Here is a 22,438-nt window from a genome sequence, read left to right as displayed (position 1 = left end):
AAAGAGGAAGGGCGCGGTCTGTGCCGCGCCCTTCCCTGTCAGTCTTAGCGGAACGGCGGAGCGTAGAGCAGGCCACCGTTGGTGTACTGGGCGTTCAGCCCCCGCGCGAGGCCGATCGGGGTGCTTTCGCCGATCGTTGCCTCGAAGATTTCGCCGTAGTTGCCGACGGCGGCAATCGCGTTCTTCGCCCAGGCGGCGTCCAGACCGATCATCGCGCCGAGGTCGCCCTCGGTGCCGAGCAGGCGGTTCACTTCCGGGTTGTCGCCCGGAGCGGAGGACATTTCCGCGACGTTGGCCGAGGTCACGCCGTATTCTTCAGCCGCGACCAGCGCGTTGAAGGTCCAGCGGACGATATCGCCCCATTCGCTGTCGCCATGACGGACCAGCGGACCGAGCGGCTCTTTCGAGATGATTTCGGGCAGGATGACATGGTCGCCCGGCGCTTCGAAGGTCGAACGGGTCGCGGCAAGGCCCGACGCGTCGGTGGTGTAGGTGTCGCAGGCACCGGCGAGGTACTGCTGCTGCGCCTCGGCGTTGGTTTCGATCGGAACCGGCTCGTAGCTGATGTTGTTGATGCGGAAGAAGTCCGCCAGGTTCAGCTCGGTCGTGGTGCCGGTCTGGATGCAGACGGTTGCGCCGTCCAGTTCCTTGGCCGAGGACACGCCCAGAGCCTTGGGAACGATGAAGCCCTGACCGTCATAGTAGTTCACGCCGACGAAATCGAACTTGAGGTCCGTATCGCGCGAGAAGGTCCAGGTGGTGTTCCGGGCCAGCATGTCGATTTCGCCCGAGGCGAGCGCGGTGAAGCGGGTCTTGCCGGTGGTCGGAATGAATTCGACCGCCTTGGGGTCGTTGAAGATGGCGGCGGCGACAGCGCGGCAGACCGCGACGTCAAAGCCGGCCCACTCGCCCGCTGCGTCCGGCGCTGCGAAGCCCGGAACGCCGGTGGCAACACCGCAGTTCAGCTTGCCGCGCGCCTTCACGTCATCGAGCGTCGCAGCGGCAGCCGCACCGGCGGCCAGACCGGCGACGGTCAGTGCGCCAAAAAACACGGATTTTTTCATGTTAACCTCTTCCTGTTTGTCCACCCGTAAGGCCGGGCGGTTCGACGGCCCGTGGGGGCCGCAATGACACTGTTGGGTATCCTCCCCTTCAGCATGGCGGGAGTTTGGCGGGATTCATTCCGGACGGTCAAGGGTAACATCAACAAATTCAAACGATACGCCGGTGACCTTGAGTCAATAAGCCGCGATTTGGGCGCAACCGGACCAGCCGGTCAAAAAAACCGTGCCAGACCTATACTTTCGGCGCTCAGACCCGGCTGGCGTCATAAAATCGTTTCGCATTCAGAAACGATTCCCGTTTGACCGCGGCCGCCTGTTCGGCGTCCTCGTCCGCGCCCCACTGCTCTGCCTGCCAGACCTCGTCGATCCGCGACAGGTCCCACAGCCGTTCAGCCGACTCGGCATTCCGCGTCGCCGCGAGGCCAAGGACCAGCGACCCCGACAGGCTGACGAGGTCGTGAAACGCCGCCAGTTCGAAAGCCGTCATCCCGTGCACCTCGGCCGCGAGCCGTGCCAGCGCCGACGCGGGCTGCGGGTCATGCATGATACCGGTGCGGGTCTCAAGCCGTGCGCCGTAGGTCTCTGCCGCCCAGTCCAGCATCGGGTCCCAGCCCTCCGCTTGCCGTGCGACCAGTTCGTCGGGCGCATCCGCCCGGTAGCAGAGCAGGTCGCTGTCCCCGTAGGCCGCCAGCATGTCGGCGACTTCCGCGTGCTGCACGGCCACCTTGTCGATGGCTGCATTGGCCCCGCGCGTCGCCGGCATGGTGCGCGGATCGACGGTGTCGCCCTGCGCGGCCCATTCCGCCGCGATCGCCTCGGCAAGCGCGCGGGTCGGCACGATCAGCGGTGCCTTCGCCGGGGTCCGCACGCCCCGCCCGTCCAGGGCGATGCCGAACCCCTCCGGCCCCTCGGTGACCGCCGCGGCTTTCCAGAACCTGCGGGCCGCCCATTCGCTCATGCCGGTTCCCCCGTCAGCCGAAGCACCGCGTCCGGGATCTGCGCCGCCGCGCTCAGGATCTCCGCCGCGCCGGTCAGCAGCGCCGGGGGGTGATAGCCCCAGTCGACGCCCAAGAACGACAGCCCCGCCGCCCCCGCCATGTCCATGTCATAGGTCGTGTCGCCGATCATCACCGCCCGCTCTGCCGTAACGCCGGTTTCCGCGAGCGCGGTGAACAGCATGGAGGGATGCGGTTTGGACGGATGGTCGTCCGCCACTTGGACAGAGGCGAATAACCCTGACCAGCCGTGGTTCTCGAGCAGAGCCAGCAGACCGCGCCGCGACTTCCCCGTCGCGATCGCAAGCACGGTGTCGTCACGCGCGGCCAGAGCCTCCACCGCCTCCCGGATACCGGGGTAGAGCGGGCTTGAGGCTGCGCCCGCCTTCACCCGTAGCTCCTGGTAATGCGCCTTGTAGGCCGCGACCATCCGGTCGTGGGTCGCCGTATCCGCTTCCGGTGCCAGCCGCACCATGGCGTGATCCAGCGACAGTCCGACGATGGACAGGATCGCCGCCCGCGCGGGCACCGGCAAGCCGACCGCCTGGAATGCCCCGGTCATGGAGGCGACAATGTCCCCCTGGCTGTCCACCAGCGTGCCGTCCACGTCGAAGATCGCCAGCCGGGTCATCTGAGGCTCTCGAACGGGTCGTCGGCTGCAATGTCTTCGGCCCAGCCAAGCGTTTCCCAGCTCTGCGCCATATGCTCGGGCAGCGGAGCGGTCACTGTCACCGGCTTGCGGGTCACGGGATGTTCGAAAGTCATCGACCGCGCGTGCAGGTGCAGCTTCTTTGAGATCACGCCGCCAAGCTGCGCGCCCCATCCGTCACCCATGTTCTCCTGCCCCGAACCGCCGTACTTGCCGTCACCGATGATCGGATGCCCGATCTCGGCCATATGGGCGCGCAGTTGGTGCGTCCGCCCCGTCAGCGGCTCCATCGCCACCCAGGACGCGCGCCCCGCCACCCGGTAGAGCGTCGCGTAAAGCGTATGCGCCCGCTTCGCGCCCGGGGTGTCGTTCATCTCGCGCGGATGCACGGCGATCATCTTCTCGCCCTCGCCCGAGCGGCCATGGCCCGGCGCCTTGACCAGCCCGAAGCGGATCTCACCAAGGTAGGGGGTCGGCACACCGGCGACGAGCGCCCAGTAGATCTTGCGCGTTTCCTTGTGCCGCAGCGCTGCTGTCAGCGCCTGCGCGGCCTGCCGCGTCCGCGCCAGAAGCAGGACGCCCGAGGTATCCTTGTCCAGCCGATGCACCAGCCGCGGCTTTTCCTCCGCCCCGAAGCGCAGTGCCTCGGACATCCCGTCGACGTGGCGCAGTTGCTTGCTGCCGCCTTGCGTCGGCAGGCCCGGCGGCTTGTTCAGCGCGATCACGTGGTCGTCCTTCCAGAGCACGCACGCCTGGATCATCCGCGCGTCCTCTTCGGACACGGCAGAAGGTTTCTCCGGTTCAGGCGCTTCTGCATCCGGGATCGGCGGCACCCGCACGACCTGCCCCGCCTCAAGCCGGGCCGAGGACTTGACCCGTCCCTTGTCGATGCGCAGGTCACCCTTGCGGCACATCTTTTCGATCCGGCCCTGCGTGACCTGCGGAAACAGCCCCCGAAGCCAGCGGTCCAGCCGCTGTCCGGCATCCGCCTCGGCCACGGTGATCATCTGCACGCCGCTCATGTCAGCGCCCTCGCGAGTGCCAGCCCGGCCACCAGCGCCGTCAGCGACAGAACGACGGACGCGCCCGTGTAAACCGCCGCCTGCGTCACCGCCCCGCGTTCCCAGAGCGTCACCGCATCCAGCGAAAAGGCCGAGAAGGTGGTGAACCCGCCCAGCACACCGGTCATCAGGAACGGCGCAAACCGGGTCGCCGACAGATGCGCCAGCAGCACCACGACCGCCCCCATGACAAAGGAGCCGACGACGTTCACCGTCAGCGTCCCCCAGGGAAACCCCGGCCCCATGACGCGTATCGCCGCCACCCCCGTAAGGTAGCGGGCCGAAGCGCCGACGGCCCCGCCAAGGGCCACATATGCAAGGGTCTGGATCATGGCCGCGTCATGGCCCCGGACGAAGGCGGAGTCAATGTGCGAGGCGCGGGCAGGGCCTACGTAACCAAGCCCTGCGTCACCCCGCACACCGGCATCCTCCGGCTTGGCCGGAGGATCTCCTCCCCCACGAGATCCTCGGGTCGGGCCCGAGGATGACCCGTTCTTGGCTGACCGATTACGCCCCCCGCTTCGCCCGCAGCTTCGCGAAATAGTCCAACCGCTTCTTGAGCTCCCGCTCGAACCCACGCTCGACCGGCTGGTAAAGGTCCGGACGCGGTACGCCGTCGGGGAAGTAGTTCTGCCCCGAAAATCCGTCCTCCGCGTCGTGGTCATAGGCATAACCCGCGCCGTAGCCCTGATCCTTCATCATGCCGGTCGGCGCGTTCAGGATGTGCTTGGGCGGCATCGCGCTGCCCGTCTTCCGCGCCAGCGCCACCGCCCCCTTGTAGGCCACGTAGGTCGCATTGGATTTCGGCGCGAGCGCCAGATAGACCAGCGCCTGCGCCAGCGCCAGTTCCCCTTCGGGAGAGCCGAGCCGTTCGTAGACCTGCCAGGCGTCAAGACAGTGGGTCTGCGCCTGCGGATCGGCAAGGCCGATGTCCTCGACCGCCATTCGGGTGATGCGGCGGGCCAGGAAACGAGGGTCCTCGCCCCCCGCGAGCATCCGCGCAAACCAGTAGAGCGCCGCATCCGGGTCCGACCCGCGCACCGATTTGTGCAGGGCTGAGATGAGGTTGTAATGCTCTTCCCCCGACTTGTCGTACTTCGCCGCCCGCCGCATCAGGCGCGCCGACAGCGCCTCCCGGTCCAGCGGCGCGCCGGTCTTCCACGCCGCCACCTGCTCCACCAGGTTGAGCAGCGCGCGCCCGTCCCCGTCCGCCATGTCCCTGAGGGCCGAACGCGCGTCGGGATCGAGCGGCAGCGCGCGGCCGATCTCCGTCTCCGCCCGGGCCAGCAGCTTTTCAAGGTCCGCCTCTCCAAGCCGTTCCAGCACCAGCACCTGTGACCGGCTGAGAAGGGCGGCGTTCAGCTCGAACGACGGGTTCTCGGTCGTCGCGCCGACCAGAAGGATCGTTCCGTCTTCCATATGCGGCAGGAACCCGTCCTGCTGTGCCTTGTTGAACCGGTGGATTTCGTCGACGAACAGAAGCGTCCCCATCCCGGCACGGCGGCGCTGCCGGGCGGTTTCGAACACCTTCTTCAAGTCCGCGACCCCGGTGAAGATCGCCGAGATCTGAACGAACTCAAGATCGGTCTCATCCGCCAGCAACCGCGCGATGGTGGTCTTGCCCACCCCCGGCGGCCCCCAGAGGATCAGCGACGACAGGGAGCCCGAGGCCAGCATGATGCCAAGCGGCGCCTCCGGCCCCAGCACCTGCTGCTGACCGATGACCTCGGCCAGCGTTCGGGGTCTCAGCCGGTCCGCCAGCGGGCGCGGCGCCTCCGCCGACTGGTCGAAAAGGTCGGGCATCAGAGCCGCAGGCGGAGGCTCAGCTGCCGCCCGCCTCTCAGCAGCCCGATGTCCAGCCGGCGCAGCGCCGTCGCCAGCGCCTGTTCCAGTCCCGCACTGTCGGTGACCGTCTGACCGTTCACCTGCTGCACCACGTCCCCCGCCAGCAGCCCGATCCGGGGCCCGAGCGGACCGGCATCGGTGATGAGCACCCCGGTCGTATCGGGGTCGAGCCCTTTTTCGGTCGCCACAGCCGGGTTCACCGTTTCCAGCGCCAGCCCCGGGATCGGACTGTCCCGCCCGGTGGTAAGCGGATTGCGCGGCGGCACCTCCGGCGCGCCGATCAGACGGACGGTGACCTCCCGGTCGCGGCCGTCGCGGAAATAGCCGACCCGCGCCTTCGCGCCGAGCCCGGCGACGGACATGCGAAAGATCATCTCGGGCGGGGTGTTCACAGCCACGCCATCGACCGACCGGATCACGTCCCCGACCGCGACACCGGCGGCCGCGAAGGGGCTGTCGGGATGCAGATGCGCGACGATGACCCCGCCCGGCACGGGCAGGCCAAGCGTCTCGGCCATGGCCGCGTCGACCTCCTGCCCCGACATACCGGCCCAGGGGCGCTGGAACCGCGTCTCCCCGGCCCGGGCCTGGGCGACGAACTGTGCGACCAGCTTGGCCGGAATGGCGAATCCGATGCCGTTGGACCCGCCCGACCGGCTGAGGATCGAAGTGTTCACCCCGATCAGGTCCCCGTTCATGTCGATCAGCGCCCCGCCCGAATTGCCCGGATTGATCGGCGCGTCGGTCTGGATGAAATAGCCCCGCCCGTTGCCCATGGCCGCACCCGAACGCGCCAGCCCCGAGACGATGCCAGAGGATACCGTCTGTCCCACGCCGAACGGGTTGCCGATGGCGAGCACAAGCTCACCCACCTCGACGGAATCGCTGTCGCGCATCTCCAGATGCGTCATGTCGCCCGGGGCCTGATCCAGCTGAATCACGGCAAGGTCGGCCTCCGCATCCGCCAGCAGCACCTTGCCCGAGAATTCGCGCCGGTCATTCAGTACGACGCGGATATCCTCCGCCTGGGCGACCACGTGGTAGTTCGACACGACGATCCCGTCCCCCGACAGCACCACCCCCGAGCCGAGCGAATTCTGTACCTTGGGCCGCGCCGGGCCGAAGTTCTGGAAGAAGTCGCGGAAGAACGGATCGTCGGCAAAGGGAGAAGACCGTGTCTCGACCACCCGGCGGGCGTAGATGTTGACCACAGCGGGCGCAGCCTGTTTCACCACCGGGGCGAAGCTGAGCGATATCTGTGCCCGGCTGCGCGGGATCAGCCCTTCGCCGGACACCGGCAGGGGCAGCGTCAGCGCGAGGGCGACAAGGGCGGAGAGCAGCGTCTTCATGCCCGAAGGATATGCAAACCGGCCGCAGGGAATGCAAGCGCCAGACCGAAGACCATCGGAACGCAAAAGGCCCCCGCCATGGCAGGGGCCTTCGTAATCCGGGGTCGCGGCGCGATTATTCCTCGCCGGCCTCTTCGGCGGCAACGCGCGCCTTGTCGCCGGCACCCTTGGCAGCGGTGTCGCGGTCGACGAATTCGATGATCGCCATGGGCGCCATGTCGCCATAGCGGAACCCGGCCTTCATGATCCGGATATAGCCGCCGTTACGCTCGGCATAACGGGGGCCGAGGACTTCGAACAGCTTCTTGACGGCCTCGTCCTGCTTGATCCGCGACGCTGCAACGCGGCGGGAATGCAGGTCGCCCTTCTTCGCCAGGGTCACCAGCTTCTCCACGATCGGGCGGAGTTCCTTGGCTTTCGGCAGGGTGGTCTTGATCTGCTCATGTTCGATGAGCGAGGCGGACATGTTCGAGAACATCGACTTGCGGTGTTCATGGGTCCGGTTCAGGCGGCGATAGCCACGTGCGTGACGCATTTTCTTTCTCCAATCAGGTGCCCTCTACGAGCGGTTTTGCTTTGTCCGGCGGTCCTGCGCATGGAGCCGCTCTCCTTGGGGCTTTCGCCCGGTAGTCCCCTCCCCTGTCAGGGGGAGGGTGAGGGAGGGGGTGAACCCTCCGAATATCAGAACTGGTCTTCGAACTTCTTGGCCAGGTCTTCGATGTTGTCGGGCGGCCAGTCTTCGACATCCATGCCGAGGTGCAGGCCCATGCCCGAGAGCACTTCCTTGATCTCGTTCAGGGACTTGCGGCCGAAGTTCGGGGTGCGCAGCATCTCCGCTTCGGTCTTCTGGATCAGGTCGCCGATGTAGACGATGTTGTCGTTCTTCAGGCAGTTCGCAGACCGCACCGAAAGCTCCAGCTCGTCGACTTTCTTGAGCAGCAGCGGGTTGAACTCCAGCCCGTCGTCGTCGTCCTGGCGCGAGGCCGACTCCGGCTCGTCGAAGTTGACGAAGATCGACAGCTGGTCCTGCAGAATGCGTGCGGCATAGGCCACGGCATCGTCCGGCGTGATGGACCCATCGGTTTCAATCTTCATGGTCAGCTTGTCATAGTCCAGCACCTGCCCCTCACGGGTCGGCTGCACGTCGTAGGAGACCTTCTTGATCGGCGAATAGATCGCGTCGATCGGGATCAGGCCGATCGGGGCGTCCTCGGGCTTGTTGCGGTCGGCGGGGACATAGCCCTTGCCGGTGTTCACGGTCAGCTCCATGAACAGGGATGCGCCCTCGTCCAGGTGGCAGATCACGTGATCCTTGTTCAGCACCTCGATGCCGGCGCTTTCCGAAATGTCGGCGGCGGTCACGGCGCCCGGACCCTTGGCGTTGATCGACAGGCGCTTCGGCCCCTCGACTTCCATCCGCAGGCTCACGCCCTTGAGGTTCAGCACCACGTCGGTCACGTCCTCGCGCACACCGGCGATGGAGGAGAATTCATGCAGCACGTTGTCGATCTGCACGGAAGTAATGGCCGCGCCCTGAAGCGACGACATCAGCACACGCCGCAGCGCGTTGCCAAGCGTCAGACCGAAGCCGCGTTCCAGCGGTTCGGCGACGACAGTGGCCTGCCGCGACGGGTCGAAGCCCGGTTTGACGTCAAGCTGGGTCGGCTTGATCAGTTCTGCCCAGTTCTTGTGGATCATGTTCGTCCCTCCATGCTCGTCCCGTTTCCCATGTCCTAGAAACGGAACCCCCGAGGTAAAATGACGGCAGGAGGCCGCGACGGGCGCGGCCCCCGGTAACTCTGTCCGAGGATCAGACGCGGCGGCGCTTCGGCGGGCGGCAGCCGTTGTGCGCAATCGGGGTCACATCACGGATCGAGGTGATGTTGAAACCGACGGCGGCCAGCGCGCGCAGAGCGGATTCACGACCCGAACCCGGGCCCTGAACTTCAACTTCCAGCGTCTTAACACCATGTTCCTGGGCCTTGCGGCCCGCGTCCTCGGCAGCCATCTGGGCGGCGTAGGGCGTGGATTTCCGCGACCCCTTGAAGCCCATGGTCCCGGCAGAGGACCAGGAAATGGCGTTGCCCTGAACGTCGGAGATCAGGATCTTGGTGTTGTTGAACGAAGAATTCACATGCGCAACGCCGGCGGCGATGTTCTTGGAAACCTTCTTCTTAACGCGGCGGGTATCACGTGCCATATCTGTGCGCTCCCCTTACTTCTTCTTGCCTGCGATGGCCTTTGCGGGGCCTTTGCGGGTGCGGGCGTTGGTGTGGGTCCGCTGACCGCGGACGGGGAGGTTGCGGCGATGGCGCAGGCCGCGGTAGCAGCCAAGGTCCATCAGGCGCTTGATGTTCATCTGCGTCTCGCGGCGCAGGTCGCCTTCGACGGTGTAGTTGGCGTCGATGTGTTCGCGGATCGCCAGAACCTCGGCATCCGAAAGCTCGTTCACGCGACGGGTGGCGTCGATGTTCACGGCTTCGCAGATGGCCTTGGCAGAGGTGTGGCCAATTCCGGTGATGTAAGTCAGGGCGATCGGAACCCGCTTTGCAGTCGGGATGTTAACGCCGGCAATACGTGCCAATGCAGTCTTCCTTTTGTTGCGAGCCCGTAGCACCAGGCCCTTTTTTCACAACACGCCGGACGCGGACACAAGGGCCGGGCCGGAGGTCATATCACGAATCGCGCGGGCGCGCCGGAATCGGCACACCGCGAGATAGCGCGTCGTATGGGTGATTGGCACCAGCGTCAACCCCCAGCCTCCGCATTTTCACGGATCCGGTACGGGTTTCGCCAGTTCGCCCAGTCAGCCACGACTCGGGCGCCGGATCAAGCCAAATCCCCCTGCCCCGGGGCCCTCCGGCTGCCCCCTGCCGCCGCACCGGGCATCCGGGCAGAGATCTGCCGGGCCCGCGCCTCCGACAGCTGCCGCCGGAACGAGGGGCAGTCGAAATGGTTCTCATGCGGGCACCGGGCCGTGTGTCGCACCATTTCCGAGAGGGCGCGCAGGCGATCGGCGAGCGCGTCGATTTCCTCCGCCCTGCGGGCCAGACCGCTGCGGTCCATCTGCAGGCTGCCATCCCGCGCGATCCAGCCGCGAGTCTCCTCAAGCGTGAACCCCGCCCATTTCGCAAGGGCGATCAGGTCGAGCACCTCCATCACATCCGCCGCGAACAGCCGCCGCAGCCCCCTGCGTCCGATGGAGGAGATCAGCCCCTTTTCCTCGTAATACCTCAGGGTCGAGGCGGGCAGGCCCGACAGGCGGGCGACCTCGGCGATGTCCATGACGCGCATGCTTGACCTCAAGTCGGCTTCAAGTGGCAGGGTACCCGCCTGTCCCCGAATCCGAAAGGTCTGTCATGAACTCTCACCTGCTCCTCGCCTTTCCCGTCGGCCTTGGCGCCACCGCGCTGCTCGACCTTGCAAACTGGACGCGCGCCCGCCTGTTTGGCGTCCCCGCCCCCGGCTACGAAATGGTCGGGAGATGGGTCGCCCATATGCCCGCAGGCACCTTCCGCCATGCCTCCATCGCGAAAGCCTCTCCGCACCCTGCCGAAACCCTTCTGGGATGGGGACTGCACTACGCCATCGGCGTCGCCTTCGCGGCGGTCCTGCTGGCCGCCACCGGTCCGGACTGGGCCGCCGCACCCACGCCGGGCCCCGCCCTGCTGACCGGAGCATTGACCGTCGCGATGCCCTTCCTTGTCATGCAGCCTGCTTTCGGGCTCGGCATCGCCGCCTCCGCCACGCCCGCGCCCTGGTCCGCGCGGCGTCGCAGTCTGGTGAACCACCTGATCTTCGGCTGCGCGCTCTATGTAGCTGCCCTGGCCTGCGCCGCGATCTGACCGCTCTCGGCGCGCCCTGGCAAAATGGCGGTGCAAAGGCTCTCACCCGAATGGAAAAGGCCCCTGTCACCGGACAGGGGCCCCTTCGGGATTCCACAAAAGAGTCAGGATCAGCTGTCGAGGATCGCCTTGATCGACGCTTCCACCACGGCCATTTCCGCAAGTCCATCAACGCGCTTCAGCTTGTCCTTCGCGTGATAGTAACCAAGCAGCGGCGACGTCTTCTTGTAGTATTCCATCAACCGGACCTTGAGGCTTTCCTCGTTGTCATCGGCGCGGACCGGCTTACCCGCGGCTGCCGCTTCCTTGGCGCGGTTGACGATGCGGTCCACCAGAACCTCGTCGCGGACGCGCAGCTCGATGGCGCAGTCCAGCTTCTTCCCCATCTCGGCCATCAGCGCCTCAAGCGCATCTGCCTGGGCCAGGGTGCGGGGGAAACCGTCGAAGATGAATCCGCCCTTCTCGGGGCCTTCCAGCTTTTCGCGGATCAGGCCGATGACGATCTCGTCCGTCACCAGTTCACCACGGTCCATCACCGCGGCGACCTTCTTGCCCATCTCGGTTCCCGAGGTCCGCGCCTCGCGCAGCATGTCCCCGGTGGACAGCTGGATCATGTCGCGGTCTTCGACAAGCCGGGCGGCCTGTGTTCCCTTGCCCGCACCTGGCGGTCCGAGAAGAATGATGTTCATCGGCGTGCAGCCCCCCTCCGTTTGGTCCTGCGGCTCCCCTTGCCGCGCAGCTGCGATTTCTCGATCAGCCCTTCGTATTGATGCGCCAGCAGATGCGACTGCGCCTGCTGAATGGTATCCATCGTCACCGACACGACGATCAGTACCGAAGTCCCGCCAAAATAGAAGGGGATCGCCAGCTGGCTACGGAGAATCTCAGGAAGGAGACAAACTGCCGCAAGGTAGGCCGAGCCGAGCACGAGGATACGCGTCGCCACATACTCCAGATACTCCGCCGTCTTCTGGCCCGGACGGATGCCCGGCACAAAGCCGTTCTGGTTCTTCAGGTTGTCCGCCACTTCCTCGGGTTTGAACGACACGTTGAACGTGTAGAAATATGCAAAGAAGACGATCATCCCCGTGAAGAACAGCAGGTAAAGCGGCTGTCCCGGTCCGAAATAGGCAAGGATCGTCGACATGACCGGAGAGGTCGAATTCCCCGAGAAGGTCGAAATCGTGACCGGCAGCAGCAGCAGGGACGAGGCAAAGATCGCCGGGATCACGCCCGCCGGGTTGACCTTGATCGGCAGGTGCGAGGACCCGCCGTCATAGACCTTCATCCCGACCTGGCGGCGGGGATACTGGATGTGAATCTTCCTCAGCGCACGTTCCATGAACACGACGAAGGCGATGGTCGCGACGACCATGAGGATCACGCCGATGATCACCGCAGGAGAGATCGCCCCCGACCGGCCCGACGCGAAGAACTGCGCCAGTGCCGCGGGAAGTTCCGCGATGATGCCGACGAAGATGATCAGCGAGATACCGTTGCCCAGACCCCGCGCTGTGATCTGTTCGCCCAGCCACATCAGGAACATCGTGCCCCCGATCAGCGTGGTCATGCAGGTCGCGACGAAGAACCAGTAGGGAATGTCGGCCTGAACCAGATCCCCGCTCTGCAGCGAAACGGCAAGCCCGTAGGACTGAAGCGTCGCCAGAAACACGGTGCCGTAGCGCGTGTACTGGTTCATCTTCTTGCGGCCCTGCTCACCCTCTTTCTTCAGCTGCTCGAGCGCCGGAACCATCGATGCCAGGAGCTGCACGATGATCGAGGCCGAAATGTAGGGCATGATGCCAAGCGCGAAGATCCCCATGCGGCCAAGCGCGCCGCCGGTGAACATCGACAGGATGCCGCCGATCCCCTGCCCCGCGCCTTCCATGAATTCGCGCAGTGCCGCGCCGTCGATGCCGGGAACCGGAATCCAGGTGCCCAGGCGATAGACGATCAGGAGGACGATGGTGAAAAGGATGCGGTTGCGCAGGTCGGTCGCTTTGCCGAGCGCGGCCCAGCTCGTGTTGGCCGCCATCTGTTCTGCTGCGGATACCATGCGGATCTCTCTTTCAGGCAAACGCCGCCGGACCGGTCTTCCGGCACGGCGGCGCTTTTGGAAAACTGGTGGTTATGTATGCGCCCCGAAGGGCGCCCACAACCACTTACTCGGCTGCTGCAGCCGCCGTGACCTTGAGCGAACCGCCGGCCTTCTCGACCGCTTCGATCGCACCCTTGGAGGCACCGGTCACCTCGATCGACACCTTGGTCCCGATCTCGCCCTTCGCCAGCACGCGGACACCGTCCAGCTTGCGGCGCACTGCACCCGAGGAAACCAGCGTCTCTTCGGTGATGTTGCCCGCATCCAGCTTGCCGGATTCGATGTACTTGGCGATGATGCCGAGGTTGATGACGGCATAGCTCTTGCGGTTCGGCTTGTTGAAGCCGCGCTTGGGCAGACGCTGGTAGAGCGGCATCTGGCCGCCCTCGTAGCCACCGATGGCCACACCCGAACGGGATTTCTGACCCTTGATACCACGACCACCGGTCTTGCCCTTGCCAGAGCCCGGACCACGGCCGACGCGCATCCGTTTCTTGGCTGCACCGGGATTGTCGCGCAGTTCATGCAGTTTCATGTCGCTTCTCCTTGCCGGAACACCCGCCTGAAGCGATATGGCGGGGACGCGGCTTTTCTTGGTTTTGATACGTGTCACCCGACTCGGAGGCCAGGCCACCGGGGGCGTATAATGCCTGCCGCGCGATCAATCAAGCGTCGCGGATTGCCTGCCCGAAGGTCCCTGCCCGTATGTCCACTACCCCCTGCGCCGCCGCAGCGCCGCAAGACCGGCAACGCCGAAGGCCAGCAGCGGAAGCGAGGCGGGCAGCGGCACCGCGGGCGCGGATCCGAAAGCGCGGATCTCCTCCGCTGTCAGCGCCCCTTCGAAGATCGCCACGTAGTCGAGATTGCCGTGCACGTATTCCACATAGGGCGACCCGCCGCCGGTGTTGAACTGAACCCCGAACCGCGTGGGCGTCCCCGAATGCGTGTTCGCGGCCACCGAGCCGGAGGTATAGACCAGCACCCCGTCGATGTAGAACGACAGACCCGGGCCGGTCACCATCGCAAACTGATGGAATTCTCCGTCCGCCGGATAGGCAACCGACGTGGACAAATGATTGTCGCCGAAGCGGAAAGTGTCGGAGCCCTGATAGCCGATGTAATACCCGTTGCCCGAACTCCCCTGAGAGATGATCTCTCCGTAGGTGTGCGGCTTGCTCAGCCGCTGGAAGCTGAGGATGACGGTCTGCGACCCGAGCGGCACGGCATGGTCGGACAGCTGTGCGTAGTCCCCCTGCCCGTCAAGCTTTAGAAACCCGTCCTCAACCACAGCGTCGCCAAAAAGCGCACCATCGACGGAGCCGACGGTATCCGTAACGCTGTCATCGTCGAAGCCGTAGTAATGGATCAGGGTGGATGCCGAAGCCGCGCCAGCCGCCGCAAAAGTTGCCAGTCCCGCAATCGCGAGCGTTTTCAGAAACATGAACGCCTCCAATGGGATTCAGAAAATTAATTAATCTGCTTATATCACGAATGCCTCCAAAACGGAACGCCGCGACGCCGCAAAACTCCCGGAACCACGGATTTGTTGAACAGAATCGCATTTTCATGTGTCATGGGCGGATGTTCCGGCGCACCGGCCTCCGTATTCTGACCCTGACTGCCGCACTGGCCCATGCGACGGTCCCCGCACTTGCCGACTGCAACAAGGACGCCATGCTGGTCTTCGACGGCTCTGCCTCCATGGTCGAATTCGTCTACGAACCCGGCCGCGGCACCCGCATTGCCGAAGCCCGCCTCGCCATGGCAGAGGCCATCCCCGAAATCGCCCCCCTGCGCCGCATCGGCCTGCTCGTCTACGGTCCCGGAGGCGCGGACGGCTGCTCCGGCATCACCCTGCGCTTCCCGCCCCGTCAGGACGCGGCCGAGCCGATCATCTCGGCTGTCGATTCCCTGCGCCCCGGCGGGCTGACGCCCCTCTCCTCCTCCGTTCTGCGCGCGGCGGAAGTGCTTGAGCATCGCACCAAGCCCGGCATCATCGTGGTCGTTACCGACGGCAACGAAACCTGCGGCGGCCGCCCCTGCGAGACCGGGCAGGTCCTTTCGGCCACCTCCGACGACCTGACGATCCATGTCATCGGCTTTCGCGTGAACGTGGACTACTGGGCCTGGAACAACCCGGAACAGAAGGCGCTCGGCCATGACGATACGGTCGCGCGTTGCCTCGCCGATCTGAACAGGGGCCAGTACATCCGCGCCGACACGATTGAGGACCTCGTCAAGGCCCTGACCGACACGCTTGGCTGCGCCCTGTTCAGCGACCTGCGGACCCGCCCCCTGCGACCCCGGCTGCCGGGCTGACCCCGGCCTCTGCCGCCGCCCGGCGCGCATCTGCCAGCAGGGCGGACAGGTCCGGGTCGTCGATCCCCATGCGGTCGAACTGCGCCAGCGTGTTTTCCAGGTATTCAAGGCTGGTGCCAAGAAACCCGCGCCCGGTAGCGATGTACTGCACCTGCAGCGCGCGGGACAGGCCGATGTCGATATTGTCCGCCTCCCGGTCGGCGGCAAAGGCCACCGCCATCACCGGCCCCTCCGGCGTCATGGCCGGAGCCAGCACCGGACGATAGGCCTGCGCGATCATCTCCCGCCGCCAGAGCCGCTCCGTCTCGTCCTCCACCAGCGCCTCGGGCACCCGGAAGACGATGCCGTGACAGGACCCGCCCTCCGCCAGACCGGCCATCAGACCCGGCGCCTGCGCATCCCCGCGTGCGCCCCGCCGATCCACGAGGCACATGGCGCGGGAATACCCCTCCAGCAGCGCCGGGCGCACATCGTCGAACAGGATCGCAGGGTCCCACATGAGTGAGCCGTAGGCAAAGACCCACACCGGCCCTTCGTGACCGGCGAAGAACGCATGGCGGTTGGCCTCCCGCTCCGCATCGGGCCAGCGCCAGGGCATCGGCACGCCACGCTCGGCCATGCGGCGGTCCACCTCCTCTACGTCAAAATCGCGGAAGAAGCTCTTCTCTGGATCGCGGATCAGGGCGCGAAGCTCGGGGTGCGTGCGAAAGGCGGACTCGGGGATGGGCACTCGGGTCTCCGGTTTGTGTCGGCACAAGTGTGAAACGAACCTGCGCCCGGCAAAACCCGAAACTGGCTACTTCGATGGCCGCTTTCGGTGCGCAGCCGCACCGACGGCCCCGAGCGCTGCAAGCAGAAGCACCGAAGTCGCAGGAAGCGGCACGGCGGGCATCGCCGCCGTTTCGACCCACATGTCGTCGATGCTGAACCAGCCATTGCCCGTCTCGCCCGAGATGGACAGCGAACTGACCCCCGACATCCCCGCGAACCCGAGGAAGACGGCCCCGAATGCCGACACCTCCGACAACACGGAAGCCCCGCCTACAAAAGCCGTCAGACGGGTCGTGTCGTCACCGCCGGTGTTCCAGTAGCCGAAGCCGGTGATCTCGTAGCCTGCGTCGGCGGCCACGACGATCGGACCCGCCCCGGGAAACAGCGCGTTGCCGCTGTTCACGATGGTCCGCACCCCCGAGGAGACCGTGCCGCCATTGCTCTGGGCATATCCGACCGGGTCCTGGCCGTTGCCCAGCAATCCGAAGTCGTAGTGCGGCGTTGGCAGGCTCGTCACGGCCTCGCCGACGCACAGGGATTCGAAGGTTTCGACAGCGGCGCCGGGCGCGGCCGTCAGAAAGGAGGCGAGGTCGGTATGGACCGTGGCCGCAAGCCCGGCGCAAGGGGCGAGCATGACAAAGGGAAGCAGGCAAAGGCGATGGAACATGGCAAGCACTCACTGAAAGGAATGCCGCAGGGTACCACTCCCGGGCCACTTCACCAAACGGTCGATGCAAATAACAAGACCCCCGGACGGGTCCGGGGGTCTGAAAGCAGCGATACCGGTCGCTTACTTCTTTTCTTCGATGATCTCGACCAGGTGCGGGATCGAATTCACCATGCCGCGGACAGAGGGCGTATCCTCCAGTTCACGGGTGCGGTGCATCTTGTTCAGGCCCAGGCCGACCAGCGTGGCGCGCTGCTTGGCGGGGCGGCGGATCGGGGAACCGATCTGTTTGACGACGATGGTTGCCATTTGGATCAAGCCTCCTCGGCCACTTGGCTGGACTCGGCCGGAGCGTCATCGCGCTTCGGCAGGATGTCGGCGACCTTCTTGCCACGGCGCTGCGCCACCTGACGGGGCGAGGACTCTTTCTGGAGCCCGTTCAGCGTGGCGCGGATCATGTTGTAGGGGTTCTGCGACCCGATCGACTTGGCGACCACGTCGTGGATGCCCAGCATCTCGAACACGGCGCGCATCGGACCACCGGCGATGATCCCGGTGCCGTGCGGTGCGGTGCGCATGACGACACGACCGGCGCCATGACGGCCTTCCATGTCGTGGTGCAGCGTGCGGCCTTCGCGCAGCGGAACGCGGATCATCTGGCGCTTCGCCTGCTCGGTGGCCTTGCGGATGGCCTCGGGGACCTCTTTCGCCTTGCCCTTGCCAAAGCCAACGCGGCCTTTCTGGTCGCCCACGACGACGAGCGCGGCGAAGCCAAAGCGCTTACCACCCTTGACGGTCTTGGACACACGGTTGATCGCGACAAGGCGATCTGCAAATTCGGGGGCTTCCTCGCGGTCGCGACGGTTGCCGCCCCGGTTGTCTTCACGAGCCATGGGCTCTCCTTTATCATCGTGGGTCCTGCCAGTACGGGCGACCCGGTTATGTCGATCCTTGGTGAAGCCTGCGCTTCCCGGATCATCGGGGCGTCGCCGCCCTCAGGAAGTGCAAGCCGGGCTGATGCCCGGCCTACGAATTTCGGGCAGGCCGGGCATCAGCCCGGCACCGCCTCAGATCTTCAGCCCGCCCTCGCGCGCGGCGTCGGCCAGGGCCTTCACCTTGCCGTGGAACAGGAACCCGCCGCGGTCGAAGTAAGCTTCTTCCACACCGGCTTTCTTCGCCCGCTCGGCGATCGCCGCGCCGACCTTGGACGCCGCGTCGATGTTGTTCTTGCCGACGACGCCCAGATCCTTTTCGAGCGAGGACGCGGACGCCAGGGTGACGCCGTTCACATCGTCGATCAGCTGGACACTGATGTTCTTGTTCGAGCGGTGGACGGAAAGGCGAACGCGACCCGCGTTGACCTTCCGCAGTTTGCTCCGGACGCGCATGCGGCGCTTCAGGAACAGGGAACGTTTGGTGGTTGCCATTTGCCTGGTCCTTACTTCTTCTTGCCTTCCTTGCGGAAGATGAATTCGCCCTTGTACTTGATCCCCTTGCCTTTGTAGGGCTCGGGACGGCGCCAGTCGCGGATGTTCGCGGCGACCTGGCCCACAAGCTGCGGGTCGGAACCTTCGACAACGATTTCGGTCGGTTTCGGCGCGGTAACGGTGACCCCGTCCGGAATGGCGAAATCGACGTCATGCGAATAACCGAGGTTCAGCTTCAGGACGTTGCCCTGGACCGCGGCGCGGTAACCCACACCGGTGATCTCCAGCTCTTTCTTGAAGCCTTCGGTTGCGCCCTTGACCATGTTGGCGACCATCGTGCGGGACATGCCCCACTGCTGGCGCGCCCGCTTGGAGGACCCACGCGGCATCACGGTGATGGCGTTGTCTTCCTGCATGATGGTCACGTCGTCGGTCGCGCGGAACTTGTGGGTGCCCTTCGGCCCCTTCACTTCCACGGTCTGACCCGAGATCGTCGCGGTCACGCCCGAAGGCAGATCGACCGGCTTTTTCCCAATACGAGACATTGTGACCTCCTCAGAAGACGGTGCAGAGCACTTCGCCGCCGACGTTCTGGCTGCGCGCGCTTGCATCCGACATCACGCCCTTGGACGTGGAGACAATCGACACACCGAGACCCTGACGGACCTGCGGGACGTCCTTGACGCTCATGTAGACGCGACGGCCGGGCTTGGAGACCCGCTTGATTTCGCGAATGACAGGGGCGCCTTCGTAGTATTTCAGGCTGATTTCGAGGGTCGGGTGACCGTTGACATCGGTGCCCTTCTCGTAGCCGCGGATATAGCCTTCGTCCGCCAGCACGTCGAGAACCCAGGCCCGCAGCTTGGAGGCCGGGGTGGACACCACCGACTTGCCGCGCAGCTGGCTGTTACGGATACGGGTGAGCATATCGCCGATAGGATCGTTCATATCTCAGCCCTCCTTACCAGCTGGATTTCACGAGGCCGGGGATCTGGCCGTTGGAGCCGAGCTCCCGCAGCATGATCCGCGACACTTTCAGCTTGCGGTAGTAGGCGTGCGGACGCCCCGTCAGCTGGCAGCGGTTGTGAAGACGGGTCGCGGAGGAATTGCGCGGCAGTTCCGCCAGCTTCAGGGTCGCGCGGAAGCGCTCTTCCATCGGCTTGGACTCGTCGTTGATGATTTCCTTCAGGGCGGCACGCTTTGCTGCATACCGCTTGACCAGACGCTCGCGCTTCTTCTCGCGCTCGATCATGGATTTCTTAGCCATAACGTTCTCTCCCGCGATCAGCTGTTGAAGGGCATGTTGAAAGCTTTCAACAGCGCCTTGGCTTCCGCGTCGGTTTTCGCGGTGGTGCAGATGATGATGTCCATGCCCCAGACCTCGTCGACCTTGTCGAAGTTGATCTCGGGGAACACGATGTGCTCCTTCAGGCCCATGGCGTAGTTGCCGCGTCCGTCGAAGGATTTGCCCGGAACGCCGCGGAAGTCGCGGATACGGGGCATTGCGATCGTGATCAGGCGGTCGAGGAATTCGTACATCCGGTCGGCCCGCAGGGTGACTTTCGCACCAAGCGGCATTTCCTCGCGGACGCGGAAACCTGCAATGGACTTCTTCGCGGTGGTGATGACGGCTTTCTGGCCGGCGATCGTGCTCAGGTCTTCCTGGGCCGACTTGGCTTTCTTGCTGTCACGCACGGCTTCGGAACCGCAGCCGATGTTCAGGACAATCTTGTCCAGACGCGGGATCTGCATGTCGTTCTTGTAGCCGAATTCTTCCTTCAGCGACGCGCGGATGGTTTCCGCGTAGGCCGCCTTCAGGCGCGGGGTGTAGTTCGCGGTATCAAGCATCGATCACGTCCCCCGTGGTCTTGGCGAAGCGCACCTTCTTGTCGCCTTCCATGCGGAAGCCGACACGGGTCGGTTTGCCGTTGGCATCGACCAGCGCGAGGTTGGAGATGTCGATCGGCAGTGCCTTGGGCAGGCGGCCGCCCTGCGACGTCTGGGTCTGGCGGGTGTGGCGGATCGCCATGTTGATGCCTTCGACGACGGCCTTGCCGTCCTTCGGCAGGACCTGGGTGATCTCACCCGTCTTGCCCTTGTCGCGGCCGGCGATCACGACGACCTTGTCGCCCTTGCGGAGTTTGGCAGCCATCACAGCACCTCCGGAGCGAGCGAGATGATCTTCATGAAGTTCTTCGCCCGCAGTTCACGCACGACCGGCCCGAAGATACGGGTGCCGACAGGCTCGCCCGCGTTGTTCAGGATGACGGCCGCGTTGCGGTCGAAGCGGATGGAGGTGCCGTCTTCGCGACGGACTTCCTTGGCGGTGCGCACGACGACGGCCTTGCGGACGTCACCCTTCTTCACACGGCCGCGCGGAATGGCTTCCTTCACCGAAACAACGATGATGTCGCCGACCGACGCATACCGGCGGTGCGAACCGCCGAGGACCTTGATGCACTGCACCCGGCGTGCGCCGGAGTTGTCAGCAACATCCAGATTGGTCTGCATCTGGATCATTTGGTTTCTCCCGACCTTTGGGGAGGGCTGCAGCGCCCTTCATCCCCAGGGTTTCGATTGTATCGGGTCGTCCCGCTTACGCGGTGATGACTTCCCAACGTTTGGTCTTGGATTTCGGCGCGCATTCCTGAATGCGGACCTCGTCACCTTTCTTGAAGGTGTTGTTCTCATCGTGAGCCCGGTACTTCTTGGACTTACGGATGGTCTTTTTCAGAACCGGGTGCGTGAAGCGGCGTTCCACCGACACGGTGACGGTCTGGGCGTTGGCGTCGGAAGTCACGACACCGGCAAGGATACGTTTGGGCATCTGGATATTCCCTTATTCGGCTGCCGCAGCGGCTTTTTGGTTCAGGATGGTCTTCACACGCGCGGCTTCGCGACGTGCGGCACGCATCCGTGCGGGGTTCTCCAGTTGGCCGGTGGCCTGCTGAAAGCGCAGGTTGAACTGCTCTTTCTTCAGTTCGACAAGCTGCTCGCGCAGCTGGTCGGGGGTCTTGTCGCGGAGCTCTTGCGCGCTCATGATACTTTCCTTTCAACATCACCGGAGGGCCCCATAGCGCGCATGCGCCGGGTCACCCTGATTCCGGTGGAGTCATGATGAGCGGGCCGTATAGGCGGGATTCGCCTCTGTGGCAAGGGGGAGAACCGGGAAATTCCCATACCCGCCATGCCGGACCGAAGCCCGGCCTGTGCGGGTCCCTCCCAAGGCGCAGCGTGGGCTTTCAGCCCACCACCCCCTCACAAAACCTCGTGCACCGCATACGCGACTCCTGCCGCCGTTCGCGTCCCGACACCAACCGCCACGATCCGGTTCAGCCAGTCGTACCCCGGGGCGACGGTTTCAAAGAATGCCGCCGTCCGGAAGTAATAGCTCTCAGGGTCCAGCGCCTCGCCCCTCGCCAGCTTCTCCCGGTGTGCAGGGCCAAGCGTGTTGATCCCCTCGTAGCGCATGTAGATCTCCGCCCCGTCCTCGGCCTCCAGCATCAGCCGCACGTCCAGCCGCCCGAACCCCGGTTCCGTCCGGACCCAGTCGCCGCTGACTGGCAGCACCCGGCCGCGCAGCCTGTCGCCGGAGAATTGCCCGCCGGTGACATGGTAGATCAGCCGCCCCGTGCCGTCCGGCCGGCGTAGGTCATGCCCTGGCCCGACCTCAAGCGTCAGGTCAAAAAGCGGTTGCGTCCGTATCATCCGAGCCTACTCCCACCTGTAGTTGAAGCTGACCGAGATCCGGTCCTCCTCCGACTGGTTCATCGGCACTTCGTGCCTGAGCCAGCTTTCCCAGAGTAGCACGTCCCCCACCTCGGGCGCGACGTAGATGAACGGCTTCAATTCCTCCCGCGCCCCCTTCACCCGGGTCGGCGCGGCCATCATCATCGGCAAACGCGGGTCCTCAAGCTTCAGGGCAGAGGCACCGTCGGGCATTGCCACATAGGTCGTCCCGGACACCACCGAATGCGGATGGATGTGAGATGAGTGAGTCCCGCCTTCCGGCAGGATGTTGATCCACAGGTCCTCGAGCACCAGTCCGCGCCCGCCGAGGTCGAACTGGCAGTGCTCCGCAAAGGCCGCGACATGGGCGTCGAGCGCCTTGACCACGTTGGCGAAAATCGGAAAGCGCCATGGCAGATCGGTGAGAGAGGCGTAGGAGGTATAGCCCGGATAGCCATTCGCCTCGCACCAGTCCTGACCGGCCTCGTCATCCTCGGCGATGGAATAGCAGGACCCCTCCAGCTCGTCGGCATCGACGCCCGGCCCGTGGTCGTTCAGCCGTGCGCGGTAAAGAGGGGTGACGAAAAGCGTCCTGATGTCGGCCATGAATCCTCCGGGG

General features: G+C 65.0%; 33 protein-coding genes. 2 read left to right on the top strand and 31 right to left on the bottom strand.

Annotation, left to right across the window (positions count from 1 at the left end; all coding sequences use genetic code 11):
- Positions 1-44: 44 nt before the first annotated feature.
- From IEV87_RS01185 to IEV87_RS01130, 12 genes are all read right to left on the bottom strand, one after another.
- Positions 45-1,064, bottom strand: a complete 1,020-nt coding sequence (locus IEV87_RS01185; RefSeq protein ID WP_188475807.1) for an amino acid ABC transporter substrate-binding protein — start codon at positions 1,062-1,064, stop codon at positions 45-47.
- 247 nt (positions 1,065-1,311) lie between these two features.
- Positions 1,312-2,022, bottom strand: a complete 711-nt coding sequence (locus tag IEV87_RS01180; protein WP_188475806.1) for an ATP12 family chaperone protein — start codon at positions 2,020-2,022, stop codon at positions 1,312-1,314.
- A complete protein-coding gene (locus IEV87_RS01175) occupies positions 2,019-2,690 on the bottom strand; it encodes an HAD-IA family hydrolase (protein ID WP_188475805.1) in 672 nt (223 codons plus the stop codon). The genes IEV87_RS01180 and IEV87_RS01175 overlap by 4 nt, the downstream gene beginning before the upstream one ends.
- Positions 2,687-3,730 carry an RluA family pseudouridine synthase gene (locus tag IEV87_RS01170; RefSeq protein ID WP_188475804.1) on the bottom strand — a complete coding sequence of 348 codons (1,044 nt, stop codon included), beginning with the start codon at positions 3,728-3,730 and terminating at the stop codon, positions 2,687-2,689. The genes IEV87_RS01175 and IEV87_RS01170 overlap by 4 nt, the downstream gene beginning before the upstream one ends.
- Positions 3,727-4,101: a fluoride efflux transporter CrcB gene (gene crcB, locus IEV87_RS01165; RefSeq protein ID WP_188475803.1), complete on the bottom strand. Its 375-nt coding sequence runs from the start codon at positions 4,099-4,101 to the stop codon at positions 3,727-3,729. Before crcB ends, IEV87_RS01170 begins: the two co-directional genes overlap by 4 nt.
- A gap of 175 nt (positions 4,102-4,276) precedes the next feature.
- Positions 4,277-5,572 carry a replication-associated recombination protein A gene (locus IEV87_RS01160; protein ID WP_188475802.1) on the bottom strand — a complete coding sequence of 432 codons (1,296 nt, stop codon included), beginning with the start codon at positions 5,570-5,572 and terminating at the stop codon, positions 4,277-4,279.
- Positions 5,572-6,963: a trypsin-like peptidase domain-containing protein gene (locus IEV87_RS01155; RefSeq protein WP_188475801.1), complete on the bottom strand. Its 1,392-nt coding sequence runs from the start codon at positions 6,961-6,963 to the stop codon at positions 5,572-5,574. The genes IEV87_RS01160 and IEV87_RS01155 overlap by 1 nt, the downstream gene beginning before the upstream one ends.
- A gap of 115 nt (positions 6,964-7,078) precedes the next feature.
- Positions 7,079-7,498, bottom strand: a complete 420-nt coding sequence (gene rplQ, locus IEV87_RS01150; protein WP_188475800.1) for a 50S ribosomal protein L17 — start codon at positions 7,496-7,498, stop codon at positions 7,079-7,081.
- 146 nt (positions 7,499-7,644) lie between these two features.
- Positions 7,645-8,661: a DNA-directed RNA polymerase subunit alpha gene (locus tag IEV87_RS01145; protein WP_188475799.1), complete on the bottom strand. Its 1,017-nt coding sequence runs from the start codon at positions 8,659-8,661 to the stop codon at positions 7,645-7,647.
- A 112-nt stretch (positions 8,662-8,773) separates the two neighbouring features.
- A complete protein-coding gene (rpsK, locus tag IEV87_RS01140) occupies positions 8,774-9,163 on the bottom strand; it encodes a 30S ribosomal protein S11 (RefSeq protein WP_009805788.1) in 390 nt (129 codons plus the stop codon).
- 15 nt (positions 9,164-9,178) lie between these two features.
- Positions 9,179-9,547 carry a 30S ribosomal protein S13 gene (gene rpsM, locus IEV87_RS01135; protein WP_188475798.1) on the bottom strand — a complete coding sequence of 123 codons (369 nt, stop codon included), beginning with the start codon at positions 9,545-9,547 and terminating at the stop codon, positions 9,179-9,181.
- A 245-nt stretch (positions 9,548-9,792) separates the two neighbouring features.
- Entirely contained in the window at positions 9,793-10,257 is a 465-nt protein-coding gene (locus IEV87_RS01130; RefSeq protein WP_188475797.1) for a helix-turn-helix domain-containing protein, read from the bottom strand.
- Between the two features lie 65 nt (positions 10,258-10,322).
- Here IEV87_RS01130 and IEV87_RS01125 point away from each other — a divergent pair, with 65 nt between their 5' ends.
- A complete protein-coding gene (locus IEV87_RS01125; protein WP_188475796.1) occupies positions 10,323-10,808 on the top strand; it encodes a DUF2938 family protein in 486 nt (161 codons plus the stop codon).
- Positions 10,809-10,918: 110 nt separating this feature from the next.
- Here the strand turns inward: IEV87_RS01125 and IEV87_RS01120 are convergent, their stop codons facing one another.
- The 4 genes from IEV87_RS01120 to IEV87_RS01105 form a co-directional block, all read right to left on the bottom strand.
- Complete coding sequence (locus IEV87_RS01120) at positions 10,919-11,497, bottom strand: adenylate kinase (RefSeq protein WP_188475795.1); 579 nt, start codon at positions 11,495-11,497, stop codon at positions 10,919-10,921.
- A complete protein-coding gene (secY, locus tag IEV87_RS01115) occupies positions 11,494-12,864 on the bottom strand; it encodes a preprotein translocase subunit SecY (protein ID WP_188475794.1) in 1,371 nt (456 codons plus the stop codon). The genes IEV87_RS01120 and secY overlap by 4 nt, the downstream gene beginning before the upstream one ends.
- A gap of 106 nt (positions 12,865-12,970) precedes the next feature.
- On the bottom strand, positions 12,971-13,441 hold the full coding sequence (rplO, locus tag IEV87_RS01110; RefSeq protein ID WP_188475793.1) for a 50S ribosomal protein L15: 471 nt from the start codon (positions 13,439-13,441) through the stop codon (positions 12,971-12,973).
- 177 nt (positions 13,442-13,618) lie between these two features.
- Positions 13,619-14,347, bottom strand: a complete 729-nt coding sequence (locus IEV87_RS01105) for a LamG-like jellyroll fold domain-containing protein (protein WP_188478310.1) — start codon at positions 14,345-14,347, stop codon at positions 13,619-13,621.
- Positions 14,348-14,487: 140 nt separating this feature from the next.
- Here IEV87_RS01105 and IEV87_RS01100 point away from each other — a divergent pair, with 140 nt between their 5' ends.
- Positions 14,488-15,225, top strand: a complete 738-nt coding sequence (locus tag IEV87_RS01100; protein ID WP_229737397.1) for a vWA domain-containing protein — start codon at positions 14,488-14,490, stop codon at positions 15,223-15,225.
- Here the strand turns inward: IEV87_RS01100 and IEV87_RS01095 are convergent.
- The 15 genes from IEV87_RS01095 to IEV87_RS01025 all read right to left on the bottom strand — a co-directional run bounded on the left by IEV87_RS01095 (position 15,179) and on the right by IEV87_RS01025 (position 22,425).
- Positions 15,179-15,955 (bottom strand): gamma-glutamylcyclotransferase, encoded by a 777-nt coding sequence (locus IEV87_RS01095; RefSeq protein WP_188475792.1) that lies wholly within the window; start codon positions 15,953-15,955, stop codon positions 15,179-15,181. The genes IEV87_RS01100 and IEV87_RS01095 overlap by 47 nt on opposite strands.
- A 66-nt stretch (positions 15,956-16,021) precedes the next feature.
- A complete protein-coding gene (locus IEV87_RS01090) occupies positions 16,022-16,663 on the bottom strand; it encodes a PEP-CTERM sorting domain-containing protein (protein ID WP_188475791.1) in 642 nt (213 codons plus the stop codon).
- Between the two features lie 123 nt (positions 16,664-16,786).
- Positions 16,787-16,972, bottom strand: coding sequence for a 50S ribosomal protein L30 (gene rpmD / locus IEV87_RS01085; RefSeq protein WP_188475790.1), 186 nt, complete (start codon positions 16,970-16,972; stop codon positions 16,787-16,789).
- 5 nt (positions 16,973-16,977) lie between these two features.
- A complete protein-coding gene (gene rpsE / locus IEV87_RS01080) occupies positions 16,978-17,556 on the bottom strand; it encodes a 30S ribosomal protein S5 (RefSeq protein WP_188475789.1) in 579 nt (192 codons plus the stop codon).
- 174 nt (positions 17,557-17,730) lie between these two features.
- Positions 17,731-18,090 carry a 50S ribosomal protein L18 gene (gene rplR / locus IEV87_RS01075; protein WP_188475788.1) on the bottom strand — a complete coding sequence of 120 codons (360 nt, stop codon included), beginning with the start codon at positions 18,088-18,090 and terminating at the stop codon, positions 17,731-17,733.
- A gap of 11 nt (positions 18,091-18,101) precedes the next feature.
- Positions 18,102-18,635, bottom strand: a complete 534-nt coding sequence (gene rplF / locus IEV87_RS01070; protein WP_188475787.1) for a 50S ribosomal protein L6 — start codon at positions 18,633-18,635, stop codon at positions 18,102-18,104.
- A 10-nt stretch (positions 18,636-18,645) separates the two neighbouring features.
- The gene (gene rpsH / locus IEV87_RS01065; protein ID WP_188475786.1) at positions 18,646-19,038 is read right to left on the bottom strand and encodes a 30S ribosomal protein S8; all 393 of its coding nucleotides are present in this window, start codon (positions 19,036-19,038) and stop codon (positions 18,646-18,648) included.
- Positions 19,039-19,051: 13 nt separating this feature from the next.
- Positions 19,052-19,357: a 30S ribosomal protein S14 gene (gene rpsN / locus IEV87_RS01060; RefSeq protein WP_188475785.1), complete on the bottom strand. Its 306-nt coding sequence runs from the start codon at positions 19,355-19,357 to the stop codon at positions 19,052-19,054.
- A 17-nt stretch (positions 19,358-19,374) separates the two neighbouring features.
- Positions 19,375-19,938 carry a 50S ribosomal protein L5 gene (gene rplE / locus IEV87_RS01055; protein WP_188475784.1) on the bottom strand — a complete coding sequence of 188 codons (564 nt, stop codon included), beginning with the start codon at positions 19,936-19,938 and terminating at the stop codon, positions 19,375-19,377.
- Positions 19,931-20,242 (bottom strand): 50S ribosomal protein L24, encoded by a 312-nt coding sequence (rplX, locus tag IEV87_RS01050; protein WP_188475783.1) that lies wholly within the window; start codon positions 20,240-20,242, stop codon positions 19,931-19,933. The genes rplE and rplX overlap by 8 nt, the downstream gene beginning before the upstream one ends.
- On the bottom strand, positions 20,242-20,610 hold the full coding sequence (gene rplN, locus IEV87_RS01045; protein WP_009805806.1) for a 50S ribosomal protein L14: 369 nt from the start codon (positions 20,608-20,610) through the stop codon (positions 20,242-20,244). Before rplN ends, rplX begins: the two co-directional genes overlap by 1 nt.
- 76 nt (positions 20,611-20,686) lie before the next feature.
- Positions 20,687-20,917, bottom strand: coding sequence for a 30S ribosomal protein S17 (gene rpsQ, locus IEV87_RS01040; RefSeq protein WP_188475782.1), 231 nt, complete (start codon positions 20,915-20,917; stop codon positions 20,687-20,689).
- A 12-nt stretch (positions 20,918-20,929) separates the two neighbouring features.
- Positions 20,930-21,130: a 50S ribosomal protein L29 gene (gene rpmC, locus IEV87_RS01035; protein ID WP_188475781.1), complete on the bottom strand. Its 201-nt coding sequence runs from the start codon at positions 21,128-21,130 to the stop codon at positions 20,930-20,932.
- A gap of 218 nt (positions 21,131-21,348) precedes the next feature.
- Positions 21,349-21,798: a DUF3237 domain-containing protein gene (locus IEV87_RS01030; RefSeq protein WP_188475780.1), complete on the bottom strand. Its 450-nt coding sequence runs from the start codon at positions 21,796-21,798 to the stop codon at positions 21,349-21,351.
- A 6-nt stretch (positions 21,799-21,804) separates the two neighbouring features.
- Entirely contained in the window at positions 21,805-22,425 is a 621-nt protein-coding gene (locus IEV87_RS01025) for a 2OG-Fe(II) oxygenase family protein (protein ID WP_188475779.1), read from the bottom strand.
- Positions 22,426-22,438: the final 13 nt, after the last annotated feature.

The sequence above is a fragment of the Primorskyibacter flagellatus genome (genome assembly GCF_014638275.1).
In the GTDB taxonomy this organism is placed as follows: Bacteria; Pseudomonadota; Alphaproteobacteria; order Rhodobacterales; family Rhodobacteraceae; genus Pseudooceanicola; species Pseudooceanicola flagellatus_A.
Note: the sequence above shows the minus strand (reverse complement) of the source record. Positions and strands in the feature narration are given on the sequence as shown.